This is a genomic window from Pseudomonas benzenivorans, from assembly GCF_033547155.1.
GTDB classification, from domain to species: domain Bacteria; phylum Pseudomonadota; class Gammaproteobacteria; order Pseudomonadales; family Pseudomonadaceae; genus Aquipseudomonas; species Aquipseudomonas benzenivorans_B.
Window position 1 is genome coordinate 3,284,196 of sequence record NZ_CP137892.1, and the last position, 17,230, is coordinate 3,301,425.

Sequence of the window (17,230 nt, forward strand, 5' to 3'; positions counted from 1 at the left end):
CACTCCGCTTGCTTTTACAAGCTCCGCGCCAAAACGCCCCGGCAGCTTAACTAAACTTTAACCATACAGGGACATCATGTTCTCGAAAATTTCCCCATCGACTTCAGTTCCTTTGTTCTATGCATTCGCAACAAGCGGCCTCATTATAAGATTCTTCATCGCAAATCTTTATGGAATGCTTTTTCTTGCGCTCGGGCTTTACTATAACAGTCATAGTATTTTTGGCACTGAAGCCTATACACCTGCTCAGCTAATCGATTGGTTTGCTGCTCAGTCAGAGAGCACCAAAACAGCTTTGTTGAGTTCAATTGTTACCGTGATCGGTTTCTTGATTGCTTACGCAACAGCAACCTACAACTGGAAGGCACAGGCTCTATCTGAGCTACGCATGCAGGCAGCCAGTGAAATTGATGCGTTTTTCTCGCAGTGCGCAAAGCTAACAACTGATTGCCAGATTTACGCCAATGCACTCTCCCACGCCGTCGATAAAATTCAGAAAAATTGCACTATTGAAGAAGCAGCATTTCTTGCTCATTACAATAGGGATCAAGGCCAGCTATTCCTTCAACAACGCCAGCAATTAATTGCGTTGGGTATCGAGGTGCATAGACTTAATAGCCGCCACACCAATCTACTGGTATTAGCTCCGGGTCTTAAAGGCAACATGGAACTCGCGACCAAAGCTCTAACCAACATTACTGAAAAGATATGGTTTCATGTTCCATTCCACATAGATGGAGACCAAAACCCGATCTTAACTTTCATCCAACAAGTAAACGTCGCTGACTGTATGGTTTTCTCAAAAGCAGCAGAGGATAATTTTGGTCAGTTGAATTTCTCTTCAGGCATAGTACGAGGCAACCTACAATCTAGTGTTATTGGTTTTAGCCTTTGGTCACTACTCTTCCTACTCAGAGAAAGGAGCGGTTTCAAGAAAACCATAGCAGAGCATTACAACGCGGTGAAAAAGGCTAACACGGCCAGGCAGAGGGGGCAATAAACGACGCCTCGTCCTGGCTTTTCGGCCCCTACTAGCGGCGTTAAACGGTAAAACATGGAAAGCAAAAATCGCAGAAAATATGCATCAATGATGCGGGAGTGTCGATACCGGATAGAAACGCTACGTGACTTTACTAGCGGGAAAACTCACTGCACCTATCTCCAAACCACAATTGAATCTGAAGCACTACAGTTACGGAAATTACTTGAGTTAATCGCCTACTCCTCGCTCGTGTCCTACCAGGAGGCTTACCGTTCTGTCAGAAGCGATATTGCCAAGGACTGGCATGCTGCAAGGATACTTCGGAAGATTGAAGGCATCAACCCTGAGTTTTATCCCATTCCGATCAGCGGGTGGAATAAGAAAGGTTGGAATAAAATTCGTGGTGGATATCTGACTAGAAAGCAGTTCGAAACACTATACGATAAATGTGGCACCATGCTGCATATTCAGAACCCATTTAAAAAAGGAAAGAGTTCATTGGCCTTTCACAAAAAAGTGCCTGAGTATTTGGATAGAATTGAGAGCCTATTAGCTGAGCATGTGGTGAACCTTGCTGAATCAGAAGAACTCGTTCATGTGCTTGCGCCGATGGAAGCCAATGCACCAATTCAAGTCCGCCATCTGGTTTGGGAAGCGAACTACGTTTAACAAGTCGCGCCACGCGAACTTGCGCCGCCCTGCCCCAGCCAGCACTACAGCCCCTCGTCCGGCTCCTCCGGCACAGGGACCGGCACCAGGGCAGGCTCCGGCAAGGTGCCGCCCTGGCGCGAGAGGATTATGGCCGCCACCACCACCATCAGGCCGCCGCCGAGCATGCCGGCGCTAATCTGTTCGCCGATCAGCAATACGGCGATGGTCACCGCCACCACCGGCTCCAGGGTCGACAGGGTGGAGGCGGCGGACGAGCCGATCAGCGGCGAGCCGGCGAGGAACAGGGCCACCGGCAGTATGGTGGCGAACAGGGCCAGGCCCAGCATCGCCCACCAGGCCGACGCCCCGGACGGCGTGCTCGCCCCCCAGAACAGCGCGGCCACGGCGAAGGTCAGGGCGCAGCCCAGCAGCACCATGGCCGCCGAGGCCAGGGGCTGTTCGTGGCGGATGCTGTGGGTGCCGTAGACGATGGCCGCGCCATAGCTCAGGGCGGAGAACAACGCCCAGAGTATCCCGGTGAGGTTGCCGCGCAGGCTCAGGCCGCTGGCCAGCAGCACGCCGCCCAGGGCCAGCACCAGGCTGAGCAGTTTCAGGGCACTGGTGCGCTCGCCCAGGTAGGCGATGGACAGCGCGGTGACGAAGGCCGGGAAGGAGAACATCAGGATCACCGCCAGGCTCACCGAGGTGCTGCGGCTGGCGGTGTAGTAGCCCAGGGCCGCGCAGCCATAGCCGATGCCCACCAGCAGGTTCTGCCAGGCCAGCCGCCCGCGCGGCAGGCGTATGCCGCGCAAACGCAGGAACAGCAGCAGGATCGCGGCGGCGGTGCAGAAGCGTACCAGCAGCAGGCCCACCGGGTCGGCGCCGCCGGCATAGGCATACTGGGCGAACAGCGGTTGCAGGCCGTAGCAGAAGGCCGACAGCAGCACGAGGACGAAGCCCCGGGCGTAGCCGTCGTTGAGGACCAGGGGTGGCGCACTGTGCATGATTGGGGATACCTGCTGAGCGAGGGTCGGCCAAGACTAGGCCCCGCATCGCCCTTAGGGTTATGCGGGGCCGCCGGTTGCATGCCAGGGGCCGTCAGTCGGCCAGCTTGCGCGCCATGGTGGCGCAGTACCAGTCGTCGAACTGGCACACGCCGTTCTCGGCGATGGAGGAGTAGGGCCCCGGCTCGTAGGCCGGCGAGCTGACCCCGGCCTGGGTGCCCTCGACCAGGCGACGGTCCTGGTCGTTGGTGGCCAGCCATACCCGGGTCAGGGTCTCCAGGTCGTAGTCGAGGCCTTCCTGGGCGTCCTTGGGCACCAGCCACTTGGTGGTCACCAGGGTCTCGTTGGGCCCCTGGGGCAGCACGCGGAAGCTCAGGGCGTGGTCGCCGAGGAAGTGGTTCCAGGTCGAGGGGTAGTTGAAGTACAGCAGCGCGCCGATGTTCTCCACCCCGCTGGTGTCCAGGCGGCGGGCCACCGCCGGCTTGCCGTTCATGGTGTAGCTGACGGCGCCGGCCGACAGGGGGATGCGGGTCATGCGGAACTGGCCGTGCTCGTCCATCACCAGGCGGCTGGGCAGGCCGGCCGCCTCGCAGCGGTTCCAGTGCTCGACCAGCTCGGGGTCTTCCTCACCGCCGACCCCGGCCACCGAGAGGTTCTCGACGAAGGAGTTCATCAGCTCGGGGTGGGTGCCGTCGCAGTGGAAGCACTCGCGGTTGTTCTCGAACACCAGCTTCCAGTTGCCCTTCTCCACCAGGTTGGATTCGAAGGCCACCTTGCAGTCGTCCAGGTTGTGCGGGGCGATGAAGGGCGAGACGGCGGCGCGGAACGTCTCGAAGTCCGGCGCCTGCTCGGCCACGCACACATAGATGTAGCTGTTGACCACCTCGCAGTGGGCCGGCTTGAGGCCGTAGTCGGCGTTGTTGAAGTCCACGCCCATGTTGCCGGCGAACAGCAGCTTGCCGTCCAGGTCGAAGGTCCACTTGTGATAGGGACAGACCAGCTTGGCGACCTTGCCGCTGGCCTCGGTGCACACCTTGGAGCCGCGGTGGCGGCAGGCGTTGTGCAGCGCGCGGATCTGTCCGTCGCCGCCGCGCACCACCGCCACCGGGTAGTCGCCGATCTGCAGGGTCAGGTACTGGCCCGGCTTCTCCAGCTCGAAGGTATGGCCGGCGAAGATCCATTCCTTGTGCCAAATCTGCTCGAGGTCCTGGCGATAGACCTGCTCGTCGCTATAAAGCGCGCGCGGCAGCGCATGACGCGGTTTACGTTGCTGGATGAGGTCTGCCACCGCTGCTTTGTTGTTCACTTATATGCCCTCCAACACTTATTCATGAGTCGATCGCGCAATGTTTATCTTCACACTGCGCAAACCATCGGAAATCCACTGGGGTTTGCCCCGGGCGACCAGGGCTACTGTTAGAAGACGCTTTCGGATACTCTCCGGGCCCAGCGCCGGGGCGCGTTATCGCTGTCGCCACCTTGGAAAGTCTAGAGGCCGGCTATAGTCAGCAGAACCGACTTTTTATTCAGGATATTGAATACCTGTTGTTATGGTTATACATACCGAACCCGATCAGACGCTGATCAAGATGCCCTCCCTGCGCGCGGTAAAGTCTTTCGTCGCGGCGGCCAAGTACCAGAACTTCACCCGCGCGGCCGAGGCCCTGTGCGTGACCCAGGCGGCCATCAGCCGGCAGATTCGCGAACTGGAGACCTATCTCGGCGCCGAGCTGTTCAAGCGCGCCGGCCGCGCGGTGGAGCTGACCGCCGCCGGCTCGATCTTCTACGACGCGGTGCAGCTGTCCTTCGTCAACATCGCCCAGGCCGCCGAGCGCATCCGCACCCACAACGCCGGCAAGCGGGTGCTGACCCTGTGCTGCTCGCCGGCGTTTTCCGCGCTGTGGCTGGCCCACCGCCTGCCGAGCTTCTTCAGCGCCAACCCGGACATCGACCTCAACCTGATCACCACGCAGAACTTCCTGTCGATGGAGCCGGGAGTGCGCCCGGACATCTTCATCACCAAGATGGCCAAGGTGCGCGAGGGCTACCGCAGCACGCCGCTGTTCCATGACGTCATCTACCCGATCTGCACGCCAGGCTATCTGCAGGACCACCCGGAGCTCGGCAGCATCGAGGGCCTGCGCGACAGCGTGCTGCTCAACCTCAGCCCCTACGGCCGCTCCCAGGTCGCCGAGCACGTCGACTGGGGCGTCTGGCTGGCCTTTCACAACGTCGACATCGAGGCGCGCAGCAGCGACAGCCCGCACTTCTTCAACGCCAACGACTACAACATGCTGATCCAGATGGTGCTCAACCATCAGGGCGTGGCGCTGGGCTGGCACCACCTGGTCGGCCACCTGGTCGAACAGGGCCTGCTGGTACGCCCGGTAGCCGAGGAAGTGGTGCACAAGGAAAGCCAGCACTACCTGACCTTCAACGAGGACAAGGAAGACGACGAGGCCTGTTGCCGGCTGCGCGACTGGCTGATGCAGCAAGTTTGATAACTTCAAGTTATTGTTAGCCCGAACTTCAAGTTATCGATAACGCTCGCCAGACTCACTTGGGATTAACCCAATCTTCCCAACCATAAAAAAACCTGCCGCCGGCAGGTTTTTTTATGGTCTGCCCTCCCTGCGGCCCGTCGCTATGCGCCGTCAATAATTGTTCCCGGCGATTTTCTATGCCTGTGCCGAGTTGCAGGCAGCAATCCATAACCATGGATTATTAATTAACGGCCCTAAATGTTGCTTTTTGCCCGGCGCCGAACGGCCGTAACCTTTTCTCGAAATCGCCCCCCATTCAATCCCTTACGACTCAGGTGAGCGCATGAACTTCGATGGTATCTGGACTCCCGTAGTAACGCCCTTCAACGCCGCCGGCGCCATTGACTTCGAGGCGCTCGGCAAGGTCATCGACAGCCTGATCGGCGACGGCGTGCACGGCCTGATCATCGGCGGCACCACCGGCGAGTACTACGCCCTGAGCAACGCCGAGCGCAAGCGGCTGTTCGACGCCGTCGCCGAGCAGGCCAAGGGCCGCATCACCCTGATGGCCGGCATCAACGCCACCAGCACCGAGGAAAGCCTGGACCTGGGCCGATACGCCAAGGCCGCCGGCTTCGACTGCATCCTCCTGGCCGCGCCCTACTACTGCCAGCCGACCCAGGAGGAGCTGCTCGCCCATGCCCTGTGCGTGGACGACGCCCTGGATCTGCCGATCATGCTCTACAACTTCCCGGCCCGCACCGGCACGCCGATGAGCTTCGAGTTCATCGACGCCCTCAAGGGCCGGCCGAACTTCCAGGCGATCAAGGAGAGCACCGGCTCGATCGAGCGCATGCATACCCTGACCCAGGAATACGCCGACCAGCTGCAGACCAGCTGCGGCATGGACGACCAGATCCTCGAATTCTTCACCTGGGGCGCGCGCAGCTGGGTCTGCGGCGCCTCCAACTTCCTCGCCCGCGAGCACGTGGCCCTGTACCAGGCCTGCGTGGTCGAGCAGGACATGCTCAAGGGCCGCCAGCTGGCCCAGCGCCTGCTGCCGATGCTCAACCTGCTCGAAGGCGGCGGCAAGTTCTGCCAGTACATCAAGGCCGGCTGCGAGCTGGCCGGCCTGCCGGTGGGCCCGACCCGTCGTCCGCTGCTGCCGCTGAACGAGGCCGAGTTGGCGGCGTTCAAGCAGACCTATGAGCAACTGATCGCCCATCGTTCTTAAGCCACCAGGCCCGGAGGCAGTGCCCATGCAGCTGCAATGCAATTTCCTGCCCCAGGACGATGGTCACTGCGGCTGGTACGAGACCCTGCCGCCGCCGCCCCCCAGCACGCCGCTGCGCGGCACCGTGCAGGCCGACTGGGTGGTACTCGGCGCCGGCCTCGCCGGCCTGGCCGCCGCCCGCCGCCTGGGCGAACTGCAGCCGGACGCCTCGGTGGTGCTGATCGACGCCAAGCGCGTCGGCTTCGGCGCCGCCGGGCGCAACTCCGGGTTCATGGTCGATTTGCCCCATGACCTGACCTCGCACAGCTACACCAGCAGCCACGAGGCCGATCACAAGATCATTCGCCTCAGCCGCGGCGCGATCGACTACACCCGCGAGATCGTCCAGCGCCACGGCATCGACTGCGACTGGCGCGAGCAGGGCAAGCTGCACGGCGCGGCCAATGCCCGCGGCATGCACGCCCTGGAGTCCTTCGCCAAGGGCCTGTCGGCCCTGGGCGAGCCCTATCGCCTGCTCAGCGCCGAGGACATGAAGGCCGTCACCGGCAGCGACTTCTACCAGGCCGGCCTGCATGCCCCCGGCTGCGTGCTGGTGCAGCCGGCGGCGCTGACCCGCGGGCTGGGGCAGAACCTGCCGGAGAACGTGCGGCTGTTCGAGGACAGCCCGGTGCTGAAGATCGAAACCGGCCAGGTGCATAGCCTGACCACCGCCCAGGGCTTCATCAAGGCGCCGCGCCTGGTACTGGCCAACAACGCCTACGCCGCCAACTTCGGCCAGCTCGGCCTCAAGGGCCGCCTGCTGCCGATCTACACCTACGCCAGCATGACCCGCCAATTGACTGCCGAGGAACTGGCGCGCCTGGGCGGCGAGGACAGCTGGGGGCTGATCCCGGCCGACCCGCTGGGCTCCACGGTGCGGCGCCTGGGCAACGGGCGCATCTGCGTGCGCAACTCCTTCACCTACAACCCCCGGGTGCAGGCCTCGGCCGCCACCCTGCAACGGGTCAAGCAGGCCCACCGGCGCTCGTTCGACAACCGCTTCCCGATGCTGCCGAACGTCGAGTTCGAATACACCTGGGGCGGCGCGCTGTGCATCTCGCGCAACTCCGGCTCGGTGTTCGGCGAGATCGCCCCCGGGGTGTTCAGCGCGGTGTGTTGCAACGGCCTGGGCCTGACCCGCAGCACCATCGCCGGCAAGTTGATCGCCGAGTACGCCCTGGGGATGGACAGCGATCTGCTGAGCATCATGCTCGAACAACCGAAGCCCTGCAGCAATCCGCCGGAACCCTTCCTCGGCCTGGGGGTGCGTTCCGCCCTCGCCTGGAAGGAATGGACCGCCGGCGTGGAACTCTGAGACCTCTCATCCTTCAGGAGACAGACAATGACCGACGCCCTCACCCGCAGCGCCATCGACCAGCAGCTCGAGCGCCTGGAATACCGCAACCAGGCCTTTATCGACGGCCGCTTCGTGCCCGCCCGCTCCGGCGCGACCTTCGCCACCCTCAACCCGGCCACCGGCCAGGTCATCACCGAGGTGGCTGCCTGTGACGCCGAGGATGTCGACGCCGCCGTGCAGGCCGCCCGCGCCGCCTTCGACGCCGGCGTCTGGTCGAAACTGGCGCCGGCCGAGCGCAAGGCCACCATGCTGCGCTTCGCCGACCTGATCGACGCCCACCGCCTGGAGCTGGCGGTACTGGAATCCCTGGAGGCTGGCAAGCCGGTGGGCGAATGCTTCGGCATCGACATCCCCGACACCGCCAACACCATCCGCTGGCACGCCGAGGCCGGCGACAAGCTGTACGACGCCATCTCGCCGTCCAGCCCGGGCAACGTCGGCATGATCCGCCGCGAACCGATCGGCGTGGTCGGCGCCGTGCTGCCGTGGAACTTCCCCTGCATGATGGCCGGCTGGAAGCTCGGCCCGGCGCTGATCACCGGCAACAGCGTGGTGCTCAAGCCCGCCGAGCTGACCTCCCTGGCCACCCTGCGCCTGGCCGAACTGGCCCATCAGGCCGGCATCCCGGCCGGCGTGCTCAACGTGGTGCCGGGCCTTGGCCACACCGCCGGCAAGGCCATCGGCCTGCACGCGGACATCGACCTGGCCGCCTTCACCGGCTCCACCGAAGTCGGCCGGCTGTTCCTCGAATACTCGGCCAAGAGCAACCTCAAGCGCGTGGTGCTCGAGTGCGGCGGCAAGAACCCCCAGGTGGTGATGGGCGACGCCGGCGATCTCGCGGCGGTGGCCGGCAACGTGCTCGCCGCGGCCTTCTGGAACATGGGCGAGAACTGCTCGGCCGGCTCGCGGCTGATCGTCCACCGCTCGCTCAAGGATGCCCTGCTCGAGGAGATGCTCGGCCAGCTGCAGGACTGGGCCACCGGCGACCCGCTGGACCCGGCCGTGCGCCTCGGTGCGCTGATCGAAGAGGCGCACATGGAAAAAGTCCTGGGGCATATCGAGCAGGCCAAGGCCGAGGGCTGCAAGCTGGTCACCGGCGGCGTGCGCCTGCACGCCGAGAGCGGCGGCTACTTCGTCGCCCCGACCATCTTCGAGGCCCCCTCCAACGCCGCCTCGGTGGCCCAGGAGGAGATCTTCGGCCCGGTGCTGGCGGTGATCACCTTCGACACCGAGGAAGAGGCCATCGCCATCGCCAACGACACCTGCTACGGCCTGGCCGCCTCGCTGTGGACCGCCAACATCAACACCGCCCACCGCATCGCCGCCGCCATCCGCGCCGGCACCGTGTCGGTCAACTGCTTCTCCGAGGGTGACATCTGCACCCCGTTCGGCGGCTACAAGCAGTCCGGCTTCGGCGGTCGCGACAAGTCGATCTACGCCCACGACCAGTACTGCGAGCTGAAGACCACCTGGATCCAGCTGTCCTAATGAGGCGGTGAAAATACTCACTCGATATTTTCCCAACCTCTGAACCCGCCCCGGCCCGGCAGCCCGACTGCCGGGCCGGGTCCTTGCTACCGAGAACGCCCATGAGCAGCCTCACCAGCAGCGAATACCTCAATCCGGTCAACACCCAGACCTGGGCCAACGGCCGCCATCTGGTGCGCTGCCTCAAGGTCATCCGCGAAACCGCGGACGTCCTCACCTTCTGTTTCAGCATGCAGGAGCCGGTGCTGTTCTTCTTCAAGCCCGGGCAGTTCGTCACCCTGGAGCTGGAGATCGACGGCGAGCAGGTGATGCGCTCCTACACCCTCTCCAGCGCGCCCTCGATTCCCTACAGCTTCTCCATCACGGTCAAGCGCGTGCCCGGCGGCCGGGTGTCCAACTGGCTGCACGAGCACCTCACCGAAGGCGGGGTGATCGCCGTGCACGGCCCGGTCGGCCAGTTCAACTGCATCGACTTTCCCGCCGAGAAGGTGCTGCTGCTCTCCGGCGGCGTCGGCATCACCCCGGTGATGTCCATGGCCCGCTGGTTCTTCAACACCAATACCGAGGTCGACATGGTGTTCGCCCACAGCGCGCGCACCCCGGCCGACATCATCTACCGTGCCGAACTGGACTACATGTCCACGCGCATCGACAACTTCAAGCTGCACCTGATCTGCGAACGCAACGAGACCGGGCAGATCTGGGGCGGCTACCGCGGCTTCCTCAGCCGCGAGATGCTGCAGCTGATCGCCCCCGACTTCCTCGAGCGCGAGGTGTTCTGCTGCGGCCCGGCGCCCTACATGCGCGCGGTGCGACGCCTGCTCGGCGAGGCCGGCTACGACATGGCGCGCTACCACGAGGAGTCCTTCGGCGCGACGCCGGACGAGGATATCGCCACGGCCGAGGAACAGGCTGCGATAGCTCAGGCCGAAGAACCCCAGGCCAGCCACTGGGTGACCTTCAGCGAGTCCGGCAAGTCGGTGCAGGCGGCACTGGGCAGCACCCTGTACGAGGCCGCGGCCAGCGCCGGCCTGACCATCCCCAAGGCCTGCGGCATGGGTATCTGCGGCACCTGCAAGGTGCGGGTGCTGAGCGGCGAGGCGGCCATGGAGCACAACGGCGGCATCAGCGACGAAGAGATCGCCGAGGGCTATGTGCTGAGCTGCTGCACCCGGGTCAGCGGCGCCGTCGAGGTCGAGTACTAGGCGCCGCGCGCCTCACAGCAGGCCCAGCTGCGGGCTGGGCGCCGCGATGGCAGGCTCGGGCAGGTCGGGAAGACCGGGCAGGCGCAGCATCAGCTGGGCATGGAAACGCCGCGCCAGCTGCGCCGCCAGGCGGTTGTCGGGGGTGTGCAGGAAGGCGTAGGGCGTGCGCCCCGCCTCGATCCAGGCGGCGAGCTTGTCCAGCCAGGGCGCCATGAAGGCATCGTTGGCCGCCAGCTCGGGATGGCCGATGAAACGCAGCTGCGGCGCCTGGCTGAAGGCGGTCGGGCGCAGCGGCAGGCGCGGCTTCTTCGCCTGGGCATGCAGCACGGCCGGATCGTCGGAACTGCAACTGAACAGCGCCCGGGAATCCAGGCAGATGCGCTCGATGCCGCGCCCCAGCAGCAGGCGGTTGAACGCCCGCTCCTCCTCGCCCTTGGCGAAGAACGCCGGGTGACGCAGCTCCACCGCCAGCTCGGCGCCGGCCCAGTGCTCGATGAAGGCGGCCAGCTCGCCCAGGCGCGCCGGACCGAAGCTCGCCGGCAGCTGCAGCCAGAACGGCGCGACCCGCGCGCCCAGGGGCGCCAGCAGCCGGCGGAAGGCATCGGCGGCGCCCAGCTGCTCGCGCAGGTCGCCGCCGTGACTGATCTCCCGCGGCAGCTTGGCGCAGAAGCGAAACTGCGCGGGCATCGCCGCGGCCCAGCGCGCCACGGTGTCGGCCGAGGGACTGGCGTAGAAGGTGGTGTTGCCCTCCACGGCATTGAACAGCCGGGTATAGAGCGGCAGGAAGTCGTTGCTGCGGGCATCGGCCGGGTACAGCGTGCCGCGCCAGGCCGGCTCGCTCCAGGACGGGCAACCGAGGAAATAGGGCAGCACTAGGCGTAGAGGTCGAGCCCCAGCACCTGCTGCGCGTCGGACTCGGCGGCGAAGGAAGCGGTGCTGCTGTAGCTGGCGATGGCCTGGGCGGCGCGGCTACTCAGGGCCGGCCGGTAGTCGGACGCCTCGGCGCGCGACTGCAGGTTGTCGCTGCCGCCGCTGCTGGCCTGCACCCGGCGCAACTGCGGGACCTGCTCAAAACCCTGGCTGCTGGCCGGGGCGGCCGGCTGCTCACGACGCGCCTCGGCTTCCCGCTGGGCCTCGCGATAGGGCGTGACCGCCGTCCCCGAGCGGGGGCCGCGATCTGGCGAGTAGGGGGCGATGGAGCCGTCGATGCGCATCAGTTACTGCTCGGCCGGGTGGGCCAACTGTGAGGGGGGTTCGACCAATCTACCGCCGCCGGCCAGGCTTGGCAATCGAGCGCCGGAGCGGGGCACGGCCTTTTACTGCGGTGCCTTGGGCGTGGCGACCTGGTCGCGCAGGTACACCGGCTGCGCCTCATCGGCCGCCACGGCCTCGCCGCGGGCCCAGGCGAAGCGGGCCAGAGCCAGCAGGTCTTCGGCATGGGGCAGCATGGCGCCGTCCTGGCCGGCCAGCATCGCCGGCAGCCGCAGGGCGTGGGTGCCCCAGCCGGTGCCGGCGCCGAACCAGTCGCCGGCGGCATCGCGCGGCAGAGCGGCCAGCTCCGGCGGCAGCACGGCCTCGGCGCCGAGCAGGCGCATCTCGCCCTGCTCGGCCCGGTAGCAGCCCCAGTAGACCTCGTCCATGCGCGCGTCGATGGCGGCGGCGACCTGTTGCGCACCATGCTCGCGCAGCGCCCGCTGGGCCAGCACGGCCAGGTCGGACACCGGCAGCACCGGGCGCTCCAGGGCGAAGGCCAGGCCCTGGACCACGCCGATGGCGATGCGCACCCCGGTAAAGGCCCCGGGCCCACGGCCGAAGGCGATCGCGTCGACCGCCGACAGGGCCACGCCCGCCTCCTCCAGCAGGGTCTTGACCATCGGTAGCAGCCGCTGGGCATGCAGGCGCGGAATCACTTCGTAGTGGCTGAGCACCTCGCCGTCGTGCAGCAGGGCGACGGAGCAGGCTTCGGTGGCGGTGTCCAGAGCCAGGAGAGTAGTCATTGCATTCGGACAGGTGACGAGAGGGAGCGGCATTAAAACGGCTTGAGGCTTTTTTTTCCAGCGCAATCACGTGAGTTCGCGTCTGTCACGCGAGCGGGCCAGCCGGGCAACAGGCACGCGCCGGGCCACAACAGCCCGGCGCAAGCACTGCAAACAGCGATTTACCAGGGCTCGATGACGGTCTCAGCTTCCCAGGCTTGCAAAGGCGCCTTGGACCAGGTGCCGTAGCTCGCATTGGGGAAGATGATCCACTCGGCGCCCCACTTGTCGGCCTCGGCGGCCACGGTGGCGCGCTGGTCGGCCAGCGGCGTCTTGCGGAAACGCGCATCGAAGTCGTGCAGCGTATCGCCCAGCAACAGTACGACCTGATGATCGGCACTGACGATGGCGCGCCGCTCGACCTTGGGTGGCCCCAGCAGCAGCACGCTCTGCGCCGAAATCTGCGGCAGGCCGAGCTTGCTCAGGGTGGCCAGGGTGTGCTGCTTCTGCTCGTCGGAACGGTCCGAGATATAGCGAATGGTCACGCCCAGGCTGTCGGCGTGCTGCAGGAACTGCTTGGCGCCGGGAATCAGCTGCGGGGTTCCGTCTCGTTCCCAGGGCAGCCAGGTGTCCCAGGCGTCATAGGTGTGGCAGTTGGCAAGGTCCCGCGCCAACAGTGCGCTGTTATCGATAACGGTTTCATCCAGGTCGGTAACGATGGCCAACTTCGACGGATCTTTCGCGGCGGCCACTGCCGCATCCAGCTTCAGCGTAGCGATGTTGTAGGCCTGCAGCTGCAGGGCCTGAACTTCCGCAGACTGCTGCTGAAAGCGCAGCCCCATGGCGAACTCGGCGACTGCGCAGTCTGCCTTGGGTTGCGCCTTGGCATCGGCGAACGCCGCAGGGCTCCCCGCCAGCGCTAGCGCAAGGCCCAACCAGATAGCACTCTTTGCTGTTTTCTCGGTCATTAAATGCGCTCTCTTCCTTAGCATGGGTAAAGACTTAAGGTCTATGACCATCCCTCCGTGGTCTAGACCAAAACGGAGGCTAGCTTAGGCGAGAAAGATTGCTGTTCCGTGAACGACGCTCAGCGACTCCGGCGCGCCACTTGCAGAAACGACAACGGCCCGCAAGCGGGCCGTTGATCGAGGGCGAGGCGGACTCAGCTGAGTGCGGCCAACACCTTGGTGGTGATCTCGTCCACCGAGCCGACACCGGCCACCGCACTGTACTTCGGCGTGCCTTCGGCAGCCGCGAGCTTCTGGTAGAAGTCCACCAGCGGCTTGGTCTGCGAGTGGTAGACCGACAGGCGGTGACGCACGGTCTCTTCCTTGTCGTCGTCGCGCTGGATCAGCTCCTCACCGGTTTCGTCGTCCCGGCCTGCGACCTTCGGCGGGTTGTGCTCGGTGTGGTAGACCCGGCCGGAGGCCGGGTGCACGCGACGACCGGCGATGCGGCTGACGATCTCCTCGTCGTCGACGGCGATCTCGACCACGTAGTCGATGCTTACGCCCGCTTCCTTCAGGGCTTCGGCCTGGGGAATGGTGCGCGGGAAGCCGTCGAAGAGGAAGCCCTTGGCGCAGTCCGGCTGGGCGATGCGCTCCTTGACCAGGTTGATGATCAGGTCGTCGGAGACCAGGCCACCGGCATCCATGACGCTCTTGGCCTGCAGGCCCAGCTCGGTGCCGGCCTTGACCGCGGCGCGCAGCATGTCGCCGGTGGAGATTTGCGGAATGCCGAACTTCTTGGTGATGAAGCCAGCCTGGGTACCTTTACCGGCACCGGGCGCCCCCAGCAGAATCACGCGCATCGATGTGCTCCTCAAGATTTACCTAGTAATCGTCGGACTCGCCTCATGGGGCCAATCTCAAAATGGTTTCGGCAACACTCGCACGGGTGCCAGACTGCCAGAAGGCCGATCAAGATACACAGCGCACCCCTGGCGCACAAGCCGCCGAAAGTCGCAGAAGAAGGCGACATCCGGGGGGCCGAAAGGCACCCGGAACGCCGCCGACAGACCCCGCCCGGCGCTGCCGCGGGGCACGGCAACAGGCCTCTCAGCCGGTGTTGCGCAAGCCCGCGGCGATCCCCGCGACACTGACCAGCAAGGCCTGCTCCAGAGGGCTGTCGGCCTCATTCTGACGCTGCCTGGCGCGAGCCAGCAGCTCGGCCTGCAGCAGGTGCAAGGGGTCCAGATAGGTGTTGCGCACGCTGATGAATTCCAGGGTCTCGGGGCTGTGCGCCAGCAGGTGCGACTGCCCGGTCAGGCCCAGTACCGCGACCACCGCCTGCGACAATAGGTCGCGTAAATGCTCGCCCAGAGGTCGCAAATCCGATTGCACGAGACGCTCGTCGTAGAGCCTGGCAATCGCCGCGTCGGCCTTCGCCAGGACCATCTCGAGCATATCGATACGGGTACGGAAGAACGGCCAGTGCTCGCGCATCTGCCCCAGCAGCTCGCCCTCCCCGCGCTTCAGGGCGTTGCCCAGGGCGTACTCCCAGCCGAGCCAGGCCGGCAGCATCAGGCGGGTCTGGGTCCAGGCGAAGATCCAGGGAATGGCCCGCAGGCTCTCCACCCCGCCCTCGCGGCGCTTGGCCGGTCGGCTGCCCAGCGGCAGGCGGCCGAGCTCCTGTTCCGGCGTGGCCTGACGGAAGTAGTCGACGAACTGCGGGTGCTCGCGCACCACGCCGCGGTAGGCCCGGACGCCATCGGCGGCCAGCCGGTCCATCAGTTCGCGCCAGGCCGGCTCCGGTGTCGGCGGCGGCAACAGGGTGGCCTCCAGCACCGCGGCCAGATAGAGGTTGAGGTTCTGCTCGGCGATGTCCGGCAGGCCGAACTTGAAGCGAATCATCTCGCCCTGCTCGGTGGTGCGGAAGCGCCCCGCCACCGAGCCCGGCGGCTGCGACAGGATCGCCGCGTGGGCCGGACCGCCGCCCCGCCCCACGGTGCCGCCGCGGCCGTGGAACAGCAGCAGCTCGACACCGTGGCCGGCGCAGACCTGCACCAGGGCTTCCTGGGCGCGGTACTGCGCCCAGGCCGCCGCGGTGGTGCCGGCATCCTTGGCCGAGTCGGAGTAGCCGATCATCACCTCCTGGGGGCCTTGCAGACGCGCGCGGTAATCCTTGAGGCCGAGCAGGCGGTCGATCACCGGCCCGGCATTGTCGAGGTCGGCCAGGGTCTCGAACAAGGGCACCACGCGCATCGGCCGCAACAGCCCGGCCTCCTTCAATAGCAGCTGCACCGCCAGCACATCCGAAGGCGCGCCGGCCATGGAGATCACATAGGAGCCCAGGGAAGCGGCCGGCGCCGCCGCCACCTCGCGACAGGTGGCCAGCACCTCGGCGGTCTCGGCACTCGGCTCGAAGTGCGCCGGCAGCAGCGGTCGGCGGTTGCCCAGCTCGGCCAGCAGGAACGCCTGGCGCGCCTGCTCGTCCCATTCGCCATAGCGGCCCAGGCCCAGGTAGTCGGTGATCTCGTCGAGGGCCGCGGCATGCCGACTGGAGTCCTGGCGCACGTCCAGACGTACCAGGAACAGGCCGAAGGTGCGCGCCCGGCGCAGGCAGTCGAGCAGTGGGCCGTCGGCGATCACGCCCATGCCGCAGTCATGCAGGGAGCGATAGCACAGGGTCAGGGGCTCGAGCAGTTCGTCGTTGTCCTGCAACACCGCCGCCGGCGCCGCCACCGGCCCCCGCAGGGCGTCATGGGCCCAGGTACGGGTCGCCCGCAGGCGCTCGCGCAGCTGCTTGAGCAGGCTGCGATAGGGTTCTGCACTGTCGCCGACCCGCTCGCGCAGTTCCGCGCTGGCCTGTTGCATGGACAGCTCGGCCGCCAACTGGTCGATATCGCGCAGGTACAGGTCGGCGGCCATCCAGCGCGCCAGCAGCAGCACCTCGCGGGTCACCGCCGCGGTGACATTGGGGTTGCCGTCGCGATCACCGCCCATCCAGGAAGCGAAGCGAATGGGCGCGGCCTCCAGCGGCAGGCGCTGGCCGGTCGCCGCGTGCAGGGCGCGATCGGCCTGGCGCAGGAAGTTCGGCAGCGCCTGCCACAGCGAATGCTCGATGACCGCGAAGCCCCACTTGGCCTCGTCCACCGGGCTGGGCCTGCTGCGGCGGATCTCCTCGGTGTGCCAGGCCTCGGCGATCAGCCGCTGCAGGCGCCGGGCGACCTGCTCGCGCTCGGCGGCGGACAGGTCGCTGTGGTCCTGGAGCGCCAGCTGTGCGGCCATGGCATCGTATTTCTGGATCAGGGTGCGCCGCGCCACCTCGGTCGGGTGGGCCGTCAGCACCAGCTCGATCTCCAGGCTGCCGAGCTGGCGCGCCAGGACATCGGGGGCGTGGCCGCTGGCCTGCAGGCGCTGCAGCAGTTCAGGCAACACCCGCGCCTCGAAGGGCTCGGGCTCATCGCTGCCACGCCGGCGCACCCGGTGATATTGCTCGGCGATATTGGCCAGGTTGAGAAACTGGTTGAAGGCCCGGGCCACCGGCAGCAGTTCGTCGTCGCCAAGCCCGTCGAGGCTCTCGCTGAGCTGCTCGGCGCCGGCGGCCGAACCGCGACGCGCCGCCTTGGCGCCCTTGCGGATGCGCTCGATCTTGCCCAGGAAAGTGGCGCCGAGTTGCGCGCTGATGGTATTGCCCAGCAGTTCGCCGAGCTGATGCACGTCCTCGCGCAAACGCGCGTCGATTTCCGTCATGGTCCTTCCTCCAGCGGTGCTTGGCTCAAGAGTGCCCAGAGCGGCAACTTCTTACAAGCGCGCGACACCGACGAACCCGGGGCGGCCGAGAGCGGTCTAGTCTAGAGATAGGGCGAG

Annotated in this window: 15 protein-coding genes; 7 read left to right on the forward strand and 8 right to left on the reverse strand. The window is 65.6% G+C overall.

Annotation, left to right across the window (positions count from 1 at the left end; all coding sequences use genetic code 11):
• Window positions 1-76 precede the first annotated feature (76 nt).
• Entirely contained in the window at window positions 77-1,000 is a 924-nt protein-coding gene (locus SBP02_RS15145) for a hypothetical protein (protein WP_318642939.1), read from the forward strand.
• Between the two features lie 54 nt (window positions 1,001-1,054).
• The gene (locus SBP02_RS15150; RefSeq protein WP_318642940.1) at window positions 1,055-1,651 is read left to right on the forward strand and encodes a hypothetical protein; all 597 of its coding nucleotides are present in this window, start codon (window positions 1,055-1,057) and stop codon (window positions 1,649-1,651) included.
• 44 nt (window positions 1,652-1,695) lie between these two features.
• Here SBP02_RS15150 and SBP02_RS15155 read toward each other — a convergent pair whose 3' ends face one another.
• Together SBP02_RS15155 and SBP02_RS15160 are read right to left on the reverse strand one after the other, a co-directional pair.
• The gene (locus tag SBP02_RS15155; RefSeq protein WP_318642941.1) at window positions 1,696-2,637 is read right to left on the reverse strand and encodes a DMT family transporter; all 942 of its coding nucleotides are present in this window, start codon (window positions 2,635-2,637) and stop codon (window positions 1,696-1,698) included.
• A gap of 94 nt (window positions 2,638-2,731) precedes the next feature.
• Entirely contained in the window at window positions 2,732-3,943 is a 1,212-nt protein-coding gene (locus SBP02_RS15160) for an aromatic ring-hydroxylating oxygenase subunit alpha (protein WP_318642942.1), read from the reverse strand.
• A gap of 244 nt (window positions 3,944-4,187) precedes the next feature.
• Here SBP02_RS15160 and SBP02_RS15165 point away from each other — a divergent pair, with 244 nt between their 5' ends.
• From SBP02_RS15165 to SBP02_RS15185, 5 genes are all read left to right on the forward strand, one after another.
• Window positions 4,188-5,138, forward strand: a complete 951-nt coding sequence (locus tag SBP02_RS15165) for a LysR substrate-binding domain-containing protein (RefSeq protein ID WP_318642943.1) — start codon at window positions 4,188-4,190, stop codon at window positions 5,136-5,138.
• Between the two features lie 325 nt (window positions 5,139-5,463).
• Complete coding sequence (locus SBP02_RS15170) at window positions 5,464-6,354, forward strand: dihydrodipicolinate synthase family protein (protein ID WP_318642944.1); 891 nt, start codon at window positions 5,464-5,466, stop codon at window positions 6,352-6,354.
• A gap of 25 nt (window positions 6,355-6,379) precedes the next feature.
• Window positions 6,380-7,708: an NAD(P)/FAD-dependent oxidoreductase gene (locus SBP02_RS15175; protein ID WP_318642945.1), complete on the forward strand. Its 1,329-nt coding sequence runs from the start codon at window positions 6,380-6,382 to the stop codon at window positions 7,706-7,708.
• Window positions 7,709-7,735: 27 nt separating this feature from the next.
• Complete coding sequence (locus SBP02_RS15180) at window positions 7,736-9,238, forward strand: aldehyde dehydrogenase (RefSeq protein ID WP_318642946.1); 1,503 nt, start codon at window positions 7,736-7,738, stop codon at window positions 9,236-9,238.
• Between the two features lie 101 nt (window positions 9,239-9,339).
• A complete protein-coding gene (locus SBP02_RS15185) occupies window positions 9,340-10,443 on the forward strand; it encodes a hybrid-cluster NAD(P)-dependent oxidoreductase (RefSeq protein ID WP_318642947.1) in 1,104 nt (367 codons plus the stop codon).
• Between the two features lie 12 nt (window positions 10,444-10,455).
• Here SBP02_RS15185 and SBP02_RS15190 read toward each other — a convergent pair whose 3' ends face one another.
• The 6 genes from SBP02_RS15190 to ppc form a co-directional block, all read right to left on the reverse strand.
• On the reverse strand, window positions 10,456-11,316 hold the full coding sequence (locus SBP02_RS15190) for a DUF72 domain-containing protein (protein ID WP_318642948.1): 861 nt from the start codon (window positions 11,314-11,316) through the stop codon (window positions 10,456-10,458).
• Window positions 11,316-11,657, reverse strand: a complete 342-nt coding sequence (locus SBP02_RS15195; protein ID WP_318642949.1) for a hypothetical protein — start codon at window positions 11,655-11,657, stop codon at window positions 11,316-11,318. Before SBP02_RS15195 ends, SBP02_RS15190 begins: the two co-directional genes overlap by 1 nt.
• A gap of 102 nt (window positions 11,658-11,759) precedes the next feature.
• Window positions 11,760-12,440, reverse strand: a complete 681-nt coding sequence (tsaB, locus tag SBP02_RS15200) for a tRNA (adenosine(37)-N6)-threonylcarbamoyltransferase complex dimerization subunit type 1 TsaB (RefSeq protein WP_318642950.1) — start codon at window positions 12,438-12,440, stop codon at window positions 11,760-11,762.
• Window positions 12,441-12,601: 161 nt separating this feature from the next.
• Window positions 12,602-13,387 carry a 5'-nucleotidase, lipoprotein e(P4) family gene (locus SBP02_RS15205; RefSeq protein ID WP_318642951.1) on the reverse strand — a complete coding sequence of 262 codons (786 nt, stop codon included), beginning with the start codon at window positions 13,385-13,387 and terminating at the stop codon, window positions 12,602-12,604.
• Between the two features lie 194 nt (window positions 13,388-13,581).
• On the reverse strand, window positions 13,582-14,229 hold the full coding sequence (gene adk, locus SBP02_RS15210; RefSeq protein WP_318642952.1) for an adenylate kinase: 648 nt from the start codon (window positions 14,227-14,229) through the stop codon (window positions 13,582-13,584).
• A gap of 247 nt (window positions 14,230-14,476) precedes the next feature.
• Complete coding sequence (gene ppc / locus SBP02_RS15215; protein ID WP_318642953.1) at window positions 14,477-17,113, reverse strand: phosphoenolpyruvate carboxylase; 2,637 nt, start codon at window positions 17,111-17,113, stop codon at window positions 14,477-14,479.
• Window positions 17,114-17,230 lie beyond the last annotated feature (117 nt).